Genomic DNA, 14,901 nt, shown 5'->3' with positions numbered 1-14,901 from the left:
TGTGGGTACCAATCCTTTCTTAATACTCATTCGGTAATTCATCAATTTCATCAAAACGGAATACCGGTCCATCCTTGCAGACATATTTTGAACCGATATTACAGCGTCCACATTTTCCGATTCCGCATTTCATACGAAGTTCCAATGTTGTATAAACCTGTTCTTTTGTAAATCCAAGTTCCTGAAGCCCAGAAAGTACAAATTTAATCATAATTGGCGGTCCACAAACTAATGCAACTTTATTTGTGTCAAATCCGATTTCCTTTAAATAGGTAGGAACAAAACCAACATGTCCGTCCCATCCCTCTTGTTCTCTGTCAATTGTCAGATAAACATTGACATCTTTTGCTTTCATCCAGACTTCCTGAATTTCTTTTAACTGAACCAAATCATCTGCGGAACGGGAACCATATAAAATATCAACGGTTCCATAATTTTCACGATTATCCAATACATAATTAATAACAGAACGAAGCGGTGCAAGTCCAATACCACCTGCAATAAACAATAAATTTTTTCCTTTTAATTCTGTTTCCACCGGAAAATGATTTCCATAAGGTCCACGTACTGTAATTTCATCTCCTACTTGAAGACTATGGAGATACTCTGTCAACATTCCGCAACGTTTAATACTAAATTCTTGATATTCTTTATTCGTCGGTGAAGAAGTAATGGAGAACATACCCTCACTCACCCCCGGAGCACAAACCATCGCACACTGTCCCGGCATATGTTCAAATAATTTTCCACCCTCTGGCGCATTGACGCGAAATGTCTTTACATCCGGAGTTTCTTCACGAATATCTGTAATGACGCCAACTTTTGGAATTAAGGTATCTAATGTATAATTTTTATGACAGGTACATTCGCTCATTCCTTGTCACCTCCCTGTTTTTCAAATGCCTTAATTACTTTTACGATATTTAAAGAAGAAGGACATTTTTCTACACAACGTCCACATCCAACGCAGGAATACATTCCATTATTATTTGCCGGATAGTAAACTAATTTATGCATAAATCTCTGACGGAACCGTTGCAGCTGGCTGGTACGGTTGTTTCCGTGTGCCATCATCGTAAAATCCGAATACATACAGGAATCCCAGCAGCGATAACGCTGGACACCATGACCTGTATCGTAATCCTTAATATCATAACACTGACATGTTGGACATACGAAAGTACAGGTTCCACATGCCAGACATGGTTTATATAATGTTTCCCAAATCGGAGAATCAAATCTTTCTTCTAAAGCTCCCCCATTCCATCCTTCTAATGACAAATTTGAATATGGAAGTTTTTCTACAATTTTATGAATTGCTGTTTTTTCTGCGTCTATCTTCTCATCTTCTGCTTTAGGACTTTCTATTAAGCATTCTTTTACAAGGTCTGTTAAGGCTTCCCCTTTTTCAGTCAACGCTTTCCAGTATAATTCTTCTTCTATCATCCAAACCGCTACATCTGCATCCGGGCTCGCACAGTCAATTCCAAAAGCCTTACAAAAACAAGACTCTTCTGGTTCATGACAAGCCATTGCCACAATAGTTCCATGCTCTCTTCTTGCAGAGTAAAATGTATCTACCGGTTCACTTAAGAATACATTGTCTAATACCTTTACTCCCTGTACATCACAAGCTTTCATGCCAAATATAACAAATTTCTGTTCTTTTAATGCTTCTGGCTCAATGAAAAGTTTCTTTCCTTCTTTTTGTACCGTGTACAAATTTTCACTCTGTGGAAAAAAAGCATCTTTTGGAGACTTCACGGTCTTTAATGTGTCTAAATCCACTTCTGCATCTTTATCCCAGGCTGCAAAATTTACCTGATTGCTGACTTTTACCGGAAGATATAACTCCTGTTCTTCGGCAATACGCTGGAATAATGCCGGAAGATTTTTCTTTGCTATCTGATACATACATTATCCCCTTTCCGTTACAATACTTGGTTCTGCATCTTCAAATGTAAAGTTTGTAAGAGGTCCTCTTGATTCCGCATCCTCTCCTGCCTGATATTCTCCATATAATTCATCAATATCTTTAATAAATTTACGGTTGAATAAATGCAGAGGAATCCCCTGTGGGCATACACGGCTGCATTCTCCACAATCTGTACATCTTCCTGCCACATGGAATGCGCGGATAATATGAAACATCTTTTCTTCAAAAGAATCCACATTCGCTTTTTGAGCACTGTCAAATTTTGTACTGTCAAACACACATTTACGACAACTGCAGGCCGGACATACGTTTCTGCAGGCATTACAACGGATGCATTTACTTAACTCCCCTTGGAAAAAGGCAAATTTCTCTTCCGGACTCATTGCTTCGATTTTTTCTACTTCTGCAAAACGCTCTGCATCTTTCGTTTCTTTCGACTCTCCAATGATTTCATCATAAATTTTATGTTCTTTTCCCTTACAGACATGGCATCTTTCTAACATTGCACTCTGATAAGTACAGGTCTTTTCTCCATAAATGGTCTGAATTTTCAACACTTCCGCTTCATCTGTAAGCTCTGCCCCTGAAATAGCCTCAATTCCTTTGATATTCTGATTTTTAATCTTTTCAATATCCAGTTTGCCTTTACAACCAACGCCAACAATATAAGCTTTTTCTCTGTTTACACGATGTTCTTTGATGAGCTGATTAAAGCTGTATGTATCACACGGTTTTAAACAGACCATAGTTTTTCCTTCTAATTTAGAAGCTTCTATCATATATTTGCTTAAATTTGCGCCACAGAATCCGTTATAAACAAAATCCTTTAAAGATTCTACAGTTTCAAAATAAGCCGGTTCCGGATTATAAGGCAAGTCTCCGGCTTTCCAGCCAAGTACCCGCGCTACGGTCTTATCCGCAAGCAGTTCTTTTGCACGGTCAATTATTTCCTGCATCTTAAATCCTCCAATCGTACATTTTTTCCAAGAGAATGAATCTTCTCAACAAACTCATTCATTGTTGTTGAAAACTTCACGCCCTCCGCTGCTGATACCCATTCTACACGGGTACGTCCATTTTCCACTCCAATATAATCAAGCATGGAAAACAGAAGTGTCATACGTCTTCTTGCATAATAATTTCCTGTACTGTAATGACAATCCCCTGGATGACATCCACATAAAATCACACCATCTGCACCTTTTTCAAATGCCCTTAAAATAAACATCGGATTGACACGACAGGAACAAGGCACGCGAATAATTTTGACATCTGCTGGATAGCTAAGACGACTGCTTCCTGCTAAATCTGCACCTGCATAACTACACCAGTTACAGCAGAACGCTACAATCTTCGGTGTAAACTCTTCTTTTGCTTCTATCGACATATTGCATCTACCTCCGCTATAATCTGTCTGTTTGAAAATCCCTGTAAGTCCATTGCCCCGGATGGACACGCTACTGTACAAGCTCCACATCCCTGACACAGTGCACTGTTCACCTGTGCAAGACGACGCACTTCACGAATACCATGGTCATTGACTTCTTTTTCTTCATAAGTGATTGCTCCATAAGGACATACATTTGCACACGTAGAACAACCATTACATAAAAGTTCATCTGGTTTTGCGGTACATGGGTTTGTCATCAGCTTATCTTTTGCTAAGAGTCCAATTGCTTTTACCGCAGCTGCTCCTGCCTGTGCAACCGTCTCCGGAATATCTTTTGGTCCCTGGCATACCCCGGAGAGGAAGATTCCGGCGGTTGGAGACTCTACCGGACGCAATTTTGCATGTGCCTCTGTAAGGAAGTTATTCGTATCAATACTTGCAGTCAACATCGTTGCAATCTTTCTTACATCTTTGTTTGGTTCAATCGCAGCGGCAAGCACTACCATATCTGCTTCTTTCAAAATTTGTTTATTATCTAATAAATCTGATCCCTGTACCAATAATTTTCCATTTGGCTGTGGAATAACCTTTCCAACCTGACCTTTAATATAATTGACACCGTACTGTTCTACCGCTCTTCGATAAAACTCATCAAAATTTTTCCCCGGTGTACGCACATCAATATAAAAGACCGTTACATTCACATCCGGATACTTATCACGAATCAGCATTGCATGTTTTGCCGTGTACATACAGCAAATCTTAGAACAATAGCTCTTTCCTCTATCATCCGCACAACGACTTCCCACGCACTGGATGAATACCATTTCTTTTGGTGCTTTTCCATCAGAAAGACGCTCTAAATGACCACTTGTCGGTCCTGCTGCATTCATAATACGCTCTAATTCCAAAGATGTAATGACATCTTTACTCTGGCTGTAAGCATATTCATCGTAATTATCCAGCTTAATTACATCAAAACCAGTTGCGACAACAATTGCGCCGTATTTTTGTGTTACAATTTCATCTTTCTGGTCATAATCAATTGCCCCTGCCTGACATACCTTTGAACAAACTCCACATTTTCCGGTTTTAAACTTAATACAGTTTTCACGGTCAATGACCGGAACATTTGGAATTGCCTGAGCAAACGGGGTATAAATTGCACTTCTTGTATTTAAGCCACGGTTAAATTCGCTCGGTGCTTTTTTCGATGGACATTTTTCCTGACACACTCCGCATCCGGTACATTTATCCATATTTACACTTCTGGCTTTCTTTTTAATATCTACTGTAAAATCTCCTACAAACCCGGATACTTTTTCAACCTCACTGTAGGTATAAATATGTATTTTTTCATGTGCCGCTGCTTCCACCATCTTTGGTGTTAAAATACAAGCAGAACAGTCTAAAGTCGGGAATGTCTTATCAAGCTGTGACATTCTTCCACCAATACTTGGCTCCTTTTCTACGATATCAACTTCATATCCAGCATCTGCAATATCCAGTGCTGTCTGAATTCCTGCGATTCCTCCACCGATCACAAGCGCTCGTTTTGTTACACGGCTCTCTCCTGGGTATAACGGAGTGTTTAAATTAACTTTTGCAACTGCCGCACGCATTAAAATAACGGCTTTTTTTGTTGCCTCTTCCATGTCTTTATGAATCCAGGAACAATGTTCACGAATATTTGCAATCTCCACCATGTATGGGTTCAATCCAGCACGCTCTGCTGCTTTTCTAAACGTTGCCTCATGCATACGTGGAGAACAGGAACAGACAACCATTCCTGTCAGTCCTTTTTCTTTGATTGCTTTTGCAATCAAGGCCTGGCCTGCTTCAGAACACATATACTGATAATCTTCTGCATGAACCACACCTGGCTCCATAAGAGCCATCTCTGCAACTTTCTTGACATCTACCGTTGCGGCTATGTTTGTTCCGCAATGACAGACAAATACTCCTATTCTCTGCACCAGGGTTACCTCCTATATCTTCTGAATGCACTCACTAATAACTGCTGTGGAAGTTCCGGATCTAATAATTCCGGAATTTCATCTGCTGACAAATACGCCTGTCCTCTTTGTCTGACTACCAGCTGTCTTGCTGCATCAATGATTCTACCTGGCTGTACATCTCTTGGACAGCGTTCTACACAGGCAAAACAGGAAAGACATTTCCATAACGACTTTGACTGAACCAACGCATCAATATTTTCATTAATCACATAAGATACAAACTGATGCGGTTTAATATCCATTTCATCAAATGCTGGACAGGATGCAGAACATTTTCCGCATTTCATACATTTTAAAGGATTGGCTCCGCTGATTTCTTTTATCTTTTCTGCCTGTTTTTTATTATCATTCATTTCCTGCCACCTCCCTCTTGGCTTCTTCTTTTACGCCAAGTGCTTCTGCTAAAAGCTCTGTAAAATAGTAAACCGGAAGTGTCTGATTTCCATTTTTCTTTAAATTATAAAGGCAAAGCGGACAGGCTGTAATTAACATTTCTGCTCCAAACCCTTTTGCACTGTCTGTCACTTTTTTTGACATATTTTCTGCCATCTCTTTTTCTTTTAAGGAAATATATCCTCCACAACATTCGTTTCGGTATGGATAGATAACCGGCTCAGCTCCGATTGCCCGAATAAAATCTTCTATTACACTTGGATTTTCCGGATTATCGAACGCCATAATCTTTCCGGGGCGAAGTAGTAAACATCCGTAATAAGCACCGATTTTCTTTCCTTTTAACGGATTTACCACTTTTTCTTTTAATGTATCAAATCCTACTCTGTCACGAAGCACCTCTAAAAAATGAAGCACGGTTGTCTCTCCTGCATAAGGTTCTTCTAACTGCATATAGTTATTTGCCCTTGTCCGAATATCCTCTACATTCTTCATATCATCATTGACACGTTTAATCACATGATGACAGGCAGAACAAAGAGTTACCAAATCCTGACCCTTTTCTTTTGCCTCATTGAGTGCACGTACGGAAGAAAGTTTTGTGGCAATTTCATCTGTACCGAGCGGGTAAACCCCGCCACAGCACTGCCAGTTTTCAATTTCTTCCAGTTCAAATCCAAGCACTTTTGCTGAAGCTCTGGCATAAGCATCCAAATCTTTTGCCTTTGTTCTCAGCGTACACCCTGGATAATAACTGTATTTCATATCCTGTTGTCCTTTCTTTTTTTACTCTTAAATATTACATCTGGATTTTAATCCAGATTAATCTGTGCAATAACCTCTTTCAAGGCATCTGCACTCTTCTTTAACTGTTCAATTTCTTTCTGATTCATTCGCATCGGTACTTTTCCCTGAATTCCATTCGGTCCAACTAAAGTCAAAGTACTTAAACATACATCTTCAATTCCATACTCTCCATGCATCATAGAGGATACTGTCGCAACAGAATCAGAAGATGCCAGTACAATTCCGCATAATTTGCAAACTGCTTTTGAAACCGCATAGAAAGTAGCACCTTTATTTGCAATAATCTGTCCACCGGATTTTTGTACATAAGCAAGCATTGCTTCTTTATCCAGCTCTTTTACATCTTTTCCAAGACTCTTTGCCAGCTCATAATACTCATTGATGCTCACACCGGAAATATAAGCCCCTGTCCAAGGAATGAAAGAAGTATCTCCATGCTCTCCAAATACATAAGCATGAATATTTTTCTGTGATACTTTAAAGTGTTCCGATAAGCCACAGCGAAGTCGGGCAGTATCTAAGATTGTTCCGGAACCGATAATCTGATTTTCCGGCAGTCCTGAAATCTTTGTAAAGACATAAGTCATAATATCAACCGGATTACTTACGATGATATAAAGTGCATCCGGTGCTGCTTTTACAATCTGCGGTGCAATGCTTTTCATAATATTGACGTTGGTCTGAGTCAATTCAATTCTTGTCTGACCAGGTTTTCGTGCAATACCTGAAGTGATAATTACAATATCAGAACCTTTTGCATCTTCATATTCTCCGGCTACAATTGAAATCGGGTCACGGAAACAAGTTCCCTGTGCAATATCCATGACTTCACCCTCTACCTTTTGTTTGTTGATATCAATCAAAACAATATTGGAAGCGATGTCCTCATTTGATAACGTATAAGCAATGGTTGCTCCTACACTGCCTGCACCTATAATAGTAATTTTACTGCTCATGTTTACTCCTTTCCCCTTAGATAAGGGCGCTCTTATTGTCTTTTTTTTAACAATCGTTTTTTAAAAAAATGGAAAATCGTTTTTCTTCTCATGTAGATTTCTCCCAAAAAGCACACGATATCCGCACACAAAATGGCATTTTAACGACTTTCGCTCTGCGCTACCTCTGTAGGATATCATATCGACAAGAATTTAACAACAATTTTTTAACGATTTTGATATATTTTTTTCTTATGGTGCTTTCGCGTGTTATCACTGTCAAGTGGATATTCGCAATCCGCTTCGCTACTTGCTCATAACCAAATAGCTGCTACGCAGCTTATCAGAAGGGGCTTGCCCCCTCCTGATACAAGCAAGTCCCCCCCCTGCTTATTGCTTTTCGCAATTGAAGCAGGGGACTTACTTGATTTGGTTAAATTATTATTCTCTCTGAAAATTGCAAAAAATACCGCTATCCAGCTAACTTTGAAAGGTTCTCTCATTTTTCTGGTATAACGGTACTTTTTTTAATCCACTAATTTATTTAATTCTTTCACGTATTCTGTTTCATTTGAATTTTTATGATTTGCCTGCGCTGCATATTTCTTCACTGCATTCTGAGATTTCTTAATCGACTGCATCGTACCCGCACCTGCGATACAACCACCAGGGCATCCCATACCCTCTAACAGATAACCATTGTATTTTCCGGCTTTTGCCATCATAAGCAGTTTTCGACAGTCTCTTAAGCCCTCCGCATTTGCTATTTTAATCTCTCTTTCTGGATATCTCTCCTGAATCACATTTACCACAGACTGAGCAACTCCTCCGGAAACAGCAAAATTTCTTCCATCCTCAGATGCATCATTGATTCCTTCAACTTCTTCTGTTAAAGATGCCACATCAATATCCTTTGCTTCAAAGATACCCATCATTTCCTCAAAAGTCAATACAAAATCAACTTCACTGCGAACTGATTTTCTCATTGCCTCTAGTTTTTTGGCAGCACACGGTCCAATAAATACAACCTTTGCATTTTTATGCTGTTCTTTAATCAGCCTTGCTGTAAGCGTCATTGGAGTCAATGCCATAGAAATACACTCTCTGTATTCCGGATACAATTTTTTTGCCATAGAAGACCATGCCGGACAACAGGAGGTTGCCATAAACGGCAGTTTATTTGGAACTTCCTGTACAAAATCTTCAGCTTCCTGTGTCGCACATAAATCCGCTCCAATCGCCACTTCAAAAATATCCGCAAACCCAAGCATTTTCATTGCCGAACGCAGTTTTCCCGGTGTTACTTTTGCACCAAACTGCCCCACAAAGGCAGGTGCAAGTGCCGCATATACACGTTCTCCTGACTGCATTGCACGAATCACCTGAAAGATTTGGGATTTATCAGAAATTGCTCCAAATGGACAATTTACCAGGCACTGACCACAGGAAACACATTTTTCAGAATCAATCTCCGCTTTTCCATTTTCATCTGAACCAATTGCATCCATTCCACAGGCTTTGGCACAAGGACGTTCCTGAACAATAATTGCATTATAAGAACAGACCTCCGCACATTTTCCGCACTTAATACATTTTTCAGTATCAATAACCGAACGTCCATTTGTCCGATCTAATGTAACCGCTTTCTTCGGACAGACCTCTACACACGGATGAGCCAGACATCCCTGACACCCCTCTGTCACATAAACTCTTTTCTCAGCGCATGCATTACATGCAAATTTAATAATATTAATCAGCGGGGGAGTATAGTACGTTTCTGCCTGATCTGCCAGTGCAATGTTGTCCGATAACGGTGCATGTTCTGCTGCACTCCTGCATGGAAGTCCCATTGCAAGTCTCAAACGTTCCCCTACAATCGCACGCTCCAGGAACACGTCATTTCTGAAATTTCCTACTTCTCCGGGAATAATTTCGTATGGCAATTCTTCTATTTTAGCCGCAACACTATTTTCTGTATCATAAGCCATACGTGCCACTTCTCTGAAAATCATTCTTCTGATTTCTTGAATTCTGGTTTCTACACCTCTCAATAAATCCTTCCTCCTGTTTTTTATTCCCTCTTTGCCTCCATTTTAACTACTCTGCTTTTATTTTTCAAGTCTTTTATCTGTTGTATTTTTTTTTATACGAAATGCTTATCTGCAGTAAAGTAATTTTCCAATCTCTCCAAATTTAAATCCGAATGTTCAATTTCCCTGGCATAACGATAAGCCAGTTCCACTTTATCTTCAAATGTAAGCGTTTTCTTTTCTGATATCCACTGATACATCCATAGTTCCGTAATCCATTCTACTGAAAATAAACTCAGTGCCATTTTACTCCATATTGCATCATCATAGACTGCTCCGCAAAAATAAGTATACACAAAAAACATCATAAGCTGTTCTTTTTGGATTTCCCATTCTTGTTTTTTATCGCTCTTTGCTCCGACACCCTTCTGAAATTCTTCATAAATCCTACAGTAGTTCTCTTCTCCGTCCTGATAGAGCAGTTCTGCCAGATTTTCCAATGTCACGCTCCATGCACTCTCCAAATGTTCCAATTCCTCCTGTAACACTCGAATTTCTCTTTTCATACGCGCATACCGCGCATGGGGCGCTTCTATTTTATACTTTTTACAAAGTAGCTTTATATCCTGATTTCGATACTGCTCAAGCAGAGCATCAATTTCAAAAAACTGATTTTCATCAACTGCTTCCTGCATCGCTTTTGCCAGTTCTGCACACATCCATGCTCTTTTCTCAAAGTTTAAGTCACGATTTTGTATAATCGTATACAAAATATCTCTCGCATCTTCAAGTTGAGTAAACATCAAAAAATCAAACGATTCAAATTCTTCCTCTTCTTCTGTCTCCCACTCCAAAAATGTTACTTTCTTTTGATTTTCAAGTATCATTTCTGCCGCTTTGGGACAAGATAAAGAAAGAGAATATTCCCGCAGTCCTTCATATTCTTCCACATGACGCGGATACATTTTACAGGTATCACAAAGATAACTCTCTCCAAGCTCTTTTTGAATCTCACACAAATCTTCTTCATTTAAAAAGGCGCAACGACTCCCATACTGAAAAAAAATTTCTTCTTCCCAATCAATTGAATTGCGAATCCGATTCCCAAATGGTCCGGAAAGTCCTTCATATTTATCAAGAGATGTTTCGTCAATCACAATCTGCCATCCCGCACAGCAGGTTTTCGGACAAGCTCCGGCAAGACAGGAAAATTCATCATAAAAATCCGGTTTTAAATATCTCATCGTTTCTTCTCCTTATTGTCTGTCCAATGTATAAATCAGTTTCTTCATCTGTGTCATCCGCTCATCAAACTGTTTATAAAAATCGCTTTCTAAATCAAAAGCCGTAGTATAAAAACGATTCAAAAGATACATGCTCAACTCTTGATTCAGCCGGGCATCCGAAAGGCGTAACAACAGCGCTTTTGTATCTTTCAGAAAATAATGCCACTCATTTACAAAGTTCTCATACTGTTTCAAATCAGGAATCCCCAGCCATTTATTTACCTTTACTTTTGTACGATTTGCTTTGGTACATTCCTGTGACTGCAGGTAATAAGAAAAAGAACCGTCCTCATAAATTCTGCCAAGCGGAAACAAACGACAAAAACCAGGGCGAAAAGCATGAATGGTACATCTTCCCTCTTCATTTAAAAAGGCGCATCCATCCTCTTTTCCCTGCATTTTTAAATTTGGCAGAATCAATCCCTCTTCTGCATGAAGAGAAATCTTATGATTCAACAGTTCTTCAAATTTAACACCTAAATGTTTGTTCATCTGATAAATATCATAAGGATCTAATACTATCGAATCTCCCATCCCGCAACAGCAATCGTGGCAGCCTTTACAGCCGCCACAATCTGCTTTTACCATATCGGATGAACTATATAATTTTTTTAAATCTTCCAACAAAACTTCTCGTTCCATTATTTTCTATTCTCCTCATTCTTAACCTGTACGCTTGTAATCACTCTATATCTGATTTTCAAGCCTGCATTTGCCCATTTTCTCTTAAGTTCATTTTCTTAAGTATAGATGGAAAAAGAACACTTGTAAAGAAAGAGAACAAAAAAATGTAAAGCGGACATTCGCAATCCGCTTCGCTACTTGCTCATGAACGCAGTCGCTTTGCGATCTGTCAGTGGAAGCTTTCACCTCACACTGACAGAAGCATCCCCCTCACCCGCTGCTTAGTGCTCCGCGCACTTGAAGCAGGGAAATGCTTATCTGCGTTCAAGAAACCACCTGCAGTTTTTTTCTGCTTTTTTGTAAAAACAAAAAGAGAAATGCTACACCTGCTGCAATCCAGGACGCAATATAAATCCAGATGATACATTCCATTGTTTCAAATGCAGGAAGTACAAACCAGATTCCGCATACACGAAGCAAACAGATACTGACAAGCGTCGTAATCATAGGAGACAGGGTTTCTCCGAGTCCACAGCACGCTCCTGACAGTGCCTCTGCAACCGCATAAAAGAAATAAAACGGAGCCATCATTCTCATATACCGAACGACTAACGGAATTAATTCAACGGCATCTTTTTTGTCAATAAACCACGGTCCAATTAACCCCGATGCAGTAAACAAAATCACACTTAAAAATCCAACTGCGATGATAGAAATTCCAGTTCCGATAAAAGCACCTTTTTTTACTCTTTCATACTTACCTGCCCCAAGATTCTGCGCCACATAAGTCGTCATCGCCGGTCCCATTGAATCTGCCACCAACCAGATTAGCATACTCAATTTGTCACAGATACTCCAGGCCGCAATACTGTCCGTTCCCATCGTATTTACACTCGCCTGTACAATTGAGTTTGCAACGGGAAACAGCATGGACTGAAGTGCAAGTGGAAAACCAATCTTTATCATCATGGACATATGTTCTGCACAAAAATGCAGATGCCATACATGAATCTGTCCTCCGGCATGCTCCAAGCGTGCCAATAATTTAAACGTAATGATTACGCTTACAATCTGTGCAAAAATCGTTGCAATTGCCGCTCCGGCAACTCCCATTCCAAATACACCAACTAAGAGAAAATCTCCGACAACATTAATCAGGCTGCTCAAAATCAATACATATAGTGGTCGTTTGGAATCTCCAAACGCTCTTAAAATTCCTGCTGCCATATTATAAAGAATTAAAGACCATAAGCCTCCAAAATAAATTCGGCAATAAGTTAAAGTTGCTCCATGAATGTCTGCCGGCACACGCATCACTTTCAAAAACCATGGAGATAACAGGACACCTGCAATAGAACTAATGACTCCAAGCACCATTGCAACTGTAAGCGCCGTACGAATGGAACAATGCAGATTTTCTTTATCCTTTGCTCCTACATATTTTGAAATAATAATCGTTGCCCCAGATGCCAGTCCATTCATAAAGTTAATCGGGAACTTAAACAATGTATTTACAGAATCAATTGCTGCCAGACCCACTTTTCCGGCAAACCTTCCTACAATAATTGCATCCACGGTAACATAAAGCTGTTGAATTAAACTGCCCGCAATCAATGGCAGTACAAATAAGAGAATCGCCTTTCCGATATTCCCATAAATAAGGTCATTTTTCTTCATATCATTTTAACCTTTCCCTCATTTTTTTACTATCCTCACACACACTTACCGTTTTTTGCCTGATTACTTCTTGTATAAATGACACGCCACGCTATGATCTTCATCTAATTGTATCATAGCCGGACGTTCTTTTTTACAGATTTCCATACATTTTTCGCATCTGCCCTGAAATGGACAGCCTACCGGAAGATCCAACGGACTTGGAGCTTCCCCTTCAATTCCTTTAATCGGCTTGGAAAAGTCCATATTGATATCAAAAATAGAATCCATCAACGCTTTTGTATATGGATGAACTGCATTTTTAGAAAGCATAGCACCCGGAAGCACCTCAACCACATTTCCAAGGTACATGACTGCAATCTGATGAGCACACTGCTGAATCAGGGCAATATCATGACAGATAAATCCAATTGTAATATTCTTTTCCTGCTGTAGTTTTGTAACTAATTCAATAATGGTTTTCTGTACGGATACATCAAGCGCAGAAGTGGCTTCATCCATAATAATAATTTCCGGCTCTAATGCCAGCGCACGGGCAATTGCTACTCTCTGTCTCTGACCACCACTCATATTATGAGGATAACGATCTGCAAAATCCCCTGGCAATTCCACCATTTTCAAAAGCTGGCGACATACTGCATCTTTTTCTGATTTTTTAATTCTTTTAAAATTAAGCAACGGTTCGCAGACAATATCACGAATTTTCATCTTTGGGTTAAAAGAAGAAGTCGGATCCTGAAAGACCATCTGAATATTCTGACGGTTTTGTCTTAATTCCTCTCCCTTTAATTTCGTAATGTCCTTTCCCTGATATAAAATCTCTCCTTCTGACGGAGTGTCTAAAGAAACCAGAAATTTCATAAAGGTACTTTTTCCACAACCGGATTCTCCTACGACACCTAATGTCTCTCCTTTATAAAACTTCAGACTGACATCATTGTTTGCAACTAACACACGACCACCAGAAGCAGGAAAACGTTTTGTTACATGTTTTGCTTCAAGAATGACCTCTTTTTGATTAGACAAATCGTTCACCTCCTACGGATGGTACTGCATTTAACAGACTCTTTGTATATTCATTTTCTGTTTCATGAAGAATATGTTCTCTTGTTCCCTCATCCTCAATTTTTCCATTTTTCATAACTACAATATAATCCGACATGTAGGCAGCAACACCCAGATTATGGGTTACCACAATAATACTTGTCCCATAATTATCGCGAAGTTCCATCATCTGACGTACAATTTGCGCCTGTGTTGTCACATCAAGAGCTGAAGTCGGTTCATCTGCTAAGAGAAGTTTTGGCTGATAAGTCATCCCCATTGCAATTCCGACTCTCTGTCTCATGCCACCAGATAACTGAAACGGATAAGAATTCATAACATTGTCCGGACTTGCAAGATTCATACGTCCTAACATATCGCATCCTTTTGCCCAGGCTTCTTTTTTAGAGATTTTTTCATGGGTCAGAATGTACTCTGTAAATACCTTTCCAACTTTTCTGGTTGGATTCATCATCGCACCACTATCCTGAAAAATCATCGAAATCTGTGTTCCCCTGAGTTTTCTCCACTGTTCATTTGTATAAGAAAGCAAATCCTGATTTTCAAATAAAACACTTCCCTCTGATACTTTACCGCCACCCGCAAGCAATCCTAAGATGGCACGAATGACAGTTGTTTTTCCACTTCCGGATTCTCCTACCAAAGATACAATCTGCCCCTGCTTCATGTTCAGGTTAAAATGTTCTACGATAGGCTCATTTTTATATGAAATGGTTACATCCTTTAACTGTAACATCTTC

Annotated in this window: 14 protein-coding genes; all 14 read right to left on the bottom strand. The window is 39.5% G+C overall.

Features of this window, described 5'->3' with window-relative positions; genetic code table 11:
- Positions 1-19: 19 nt before the first annotated feature.
- Positions 20-874: an FAD/NAD(P)-binding protein gene (locus ACYQ2D_RS00915; protein WP_022303829.1), complete on the bottom strand. Its 855-nt coding sequence runs from the start codon at positions 872-874 to the stop codon at positions 20-22.
- Entirely contained in the window at positions 871-1,914 is a 1,044-nt protein-coding gene (locus ACYQ2D_RS00910; protein ID WP_459784379.1) for a 4Fe-4S dicluster domain-containing protein, read from the bottom strand. The genes ACYQ2D_RS00915 and ACYQ2D_RS00910 overlap by 4 nt, the downstream gene beginning before the upstream one ends.
- 3 nt (positions 1,915-1,917) lie before the next feature.
- Positions 1,918-2,892, bottom strand: coding sequence for a 4Fe-4S dicluster domain-containing protein (locus tag ACYQ2D_RS00905; RefSeq protein ID WP_117455872.1), 975 nt, complete (start codon positions 2,890-2,892; stop codon positions 1,918-1,920).
- Positions 2,880-3,323: a hydrogenase iron-sulfur subunit gene (locus ACYQ2D_RS00900; RefSeq protein ID WP_022303826.1), complete on the bottom strand. Its 444-nt coding sequence runs from the start codon at positions 3,321-3,323 to the stop codon at positions 2,880-2,882. The genes ACYQ2D_RS00905 and ACYQ2D_RS00900 overlap by 13 nt, the downstream gene beginning before the upstream one ends.
- Complete coding sequence (locus tag ACYQ2D_RS00895; RefSeq protein ID WP_459784377.1) at positions 3,314-5,302, bottom strand: 4Fe-4S binding protein; 1,989 nt, start codon at positions 5,300-5,302, stop codon at positions 3,314-3,316. The genes ACYQ2D_RS00900 and ACYQ2D_RS00895 overlap by 10 nt, the downstream gene beginning before the upstream one ends.
- Positions 5,303-5,307: 5 nt before the next feature.
- Complete coding sequence (locus ACYQ2D_RS00890; RefSeq protein WP_117455877.1) at positions 5,308-5,697, bottom strand: 4Fe-4S dicluster domain-containing protein; 390 nt, start codon at positions 5,695-5,697, stop codon at positions 5,308-5,310.
- A complete protein-coding gene (locus tag ACYQ2D_RS00885) occupies positions 5,690-6,502 on the bottom strand; it encodes a CoB--CoM heterodisulfide reductase iron-sulfur subunit B family protein (RefSeq protein WP_022303823.1) in 813 nt (270 codons plus the stop codon). The genes ACYQ2D_RS00890 and ACYQ2D_RS00885 overlap by 8 nt, the downstream gene beginning before the upstream one ends.
- Before the next feature lie 47 nt (positions 6,503-6,549).
- Positions 6,550-7,500: an L-lactate dehydrogenase gene (locus ACYQ2D_RS00880; RefSeq protein WP_022303822.1), complete on the bottom strand. Its 951-nt coding sequence runs from the start codon at positions 7,498-7,500 to the stop codon at positions 6,550-6,552.
- 506 nt (positions 7,501-8,006) lie between these two features.
- Positions 8,007-9,530 carry a 4Fe-4S dicluster domain-containing protein gene (locus tag ACYQ2D_RS00875; protein WP_117455879.1) on the bottom strand — a complete coding sequence of 508 codons (1,524 nt, stop codon included), beginning with the start codon at positions 9,528-9,530 and terminating at the stop codon, positions 8,007-8,009.
- 92 nt (positions 9,531-9,622) lie between these two features.
- Positions 9,623-10,753 (bottom strand): flagellin lysine-N-methylase, encoded by a 1,131-nt coding sequence (gene fliB, locus ACYQ2D_RS00870; protein ID WP_459784375.1) that lies wholly within the window; start codon positions 10,751-10,753, stop codon positions 9,623-9,625.
- Positions 10,754-10,765: 12 nt separating this feature from the next.
- Entirely contained in the window at positions 10,766-11,437 is a 672-nt protein-coding gene (locus tag ACYQ2D_RS00865) for a YkgJ family cysteine cluster protein (RefSeq protein WP_117455883.1), read from the bottom strand.
- A gap of 306 nt (positions 11,438-11,743) precedes the next feature.
- The gene (locus ACYQ2D_RS00860; RefSeq protein WP_117455885.1) at positions 11,744-13,096 is read right to left on the bottom strand and encodes an MATE family efflux transporter; all 1,353 of its coding nucleotides are present in this window, start codon (positions 13,094-13,096) and stop codon (positions 11,744-11,746) included.
- Between the two features lie 63 nt (positions 13,097-13,159).
- Positions 13,160-14,122: an ABC transporter ATP-binding protein gene (locus ACYQ2D_RS00855; protein WP_459784374.1), complete on the bottom strand. Its 963-nt coding sequence runs from the start codon at positions 14,120-14,122 to the stop codon at positions 13,160-13,162.
- Positions 14,115-14,897, bottom strand: coding sequence for an ABC transporter ATP-binding protein (locus tag ACYQ2D_RS00850; protein WP_459784373.1), 783 nt, complete (start codon positions 14,895-14,897; stop codon positions 14,115-14,117). Before ACYQ2D_RS00850 ends, ACYQ2D_RS00855 begins: the two co-directional genes overlap by 8 nt.
- Between the last annotated feature and the right edge of the window lie 4 nt (positions 14,898-14,901).

The sequence above is a fragment of the Blautia stercoris genome (assembly GCF_054657695.1).
This window is presented reverse-complemented; position numbering and strand designations above follow the sequence as displayed.

What these genes read in the sequence shown, in the direction of transcription:
- ACYQ2D_RS00915 (WP_022303829.1), bottom strand. Translation starts at nt 874, where the DNA reads ATGAGCGAATGTACCTGTCATAAAAATTATACATTAGATACCTTAATT.
- ACYQ2D_RS00910 (WP_459784379.1), bottom strand. Translation starts at nt 1,914, where the DNA reads ATGTATCAGATAGCAAAGAAAAATCTTCCGGCATTATTCCAGCGTATT.
- ACYQ2D_RS00905 (WP_117455872.1), bottom strand. Translation starts at nt 2,892, where the DNA reads ATGCAGGAAATAATTGACCGTGCAAAAGAACTGCTTGCGGATAAGACC.
- ACYQ2D_RS00900 (WP_022303826.1), bottom strand. Translation starts at nt 3,323, where the DNA reads ATGTCGATAGAAGCAAAAGAAGAGTTTACACCGAAGATTGTAGCGTTC.
- ACYQ2D_RS00890 (WP_117455877.1), bottom strand. Translation starts at nt 5,697, where the DNA reads ATGAATGATAATAAAAAACAGGCAGAAAAGATAAAAGAAATCAGCGGA.
- ACYQ2D_RS00885 (WP_022303823.1), bottom strand. Translation starts at nt 6,502, where the DNA reads ATGAAATACAGTTATTATCCAGGGTGTACGCTGAGAACAAAGGCAAAA.
- ACYQ2D_RS00880 (WP_022303822.1), bottom strand. Translation starts at nt 7,500, where the DNA reads ATGAGCAGTAAAATTACTATTATAGGTGCAGGCAGTGTAGGAGCAACC.
- fliB (WP_459784375.1), bottom strand. Translation starts at nt 10,753, where the DNA reads ATGAGATATTTAAAACCGGATTTTTATGATGAATTTTCCTGTCTTGCC.
- ACYQ2D_RS00865 (WP_117455883.1), bottom strand. Translation starts at nt 11,437, where the DNA reads ATGGAACGAGAAGTTTTGTTGGAAGATTTAAAAAAATTATATAGTTCA.
- ACYQ2D_RS00860 (WP_117455885.1), bottom strand. Translation starts at nt 13,096, where the DNA reads ATGAAGAAAAATGACCTTATTTATGGGAATATCGGAAAGGCGATTCTC.
- ACYQ2D_RS00850 (WP_459784373.1), bottom strand. Translation starts at nt 14,897, where the DNA reads ATGTTACAGTTAAAGGATGTAACCATTTCATATAAAAATGAGCCTATC.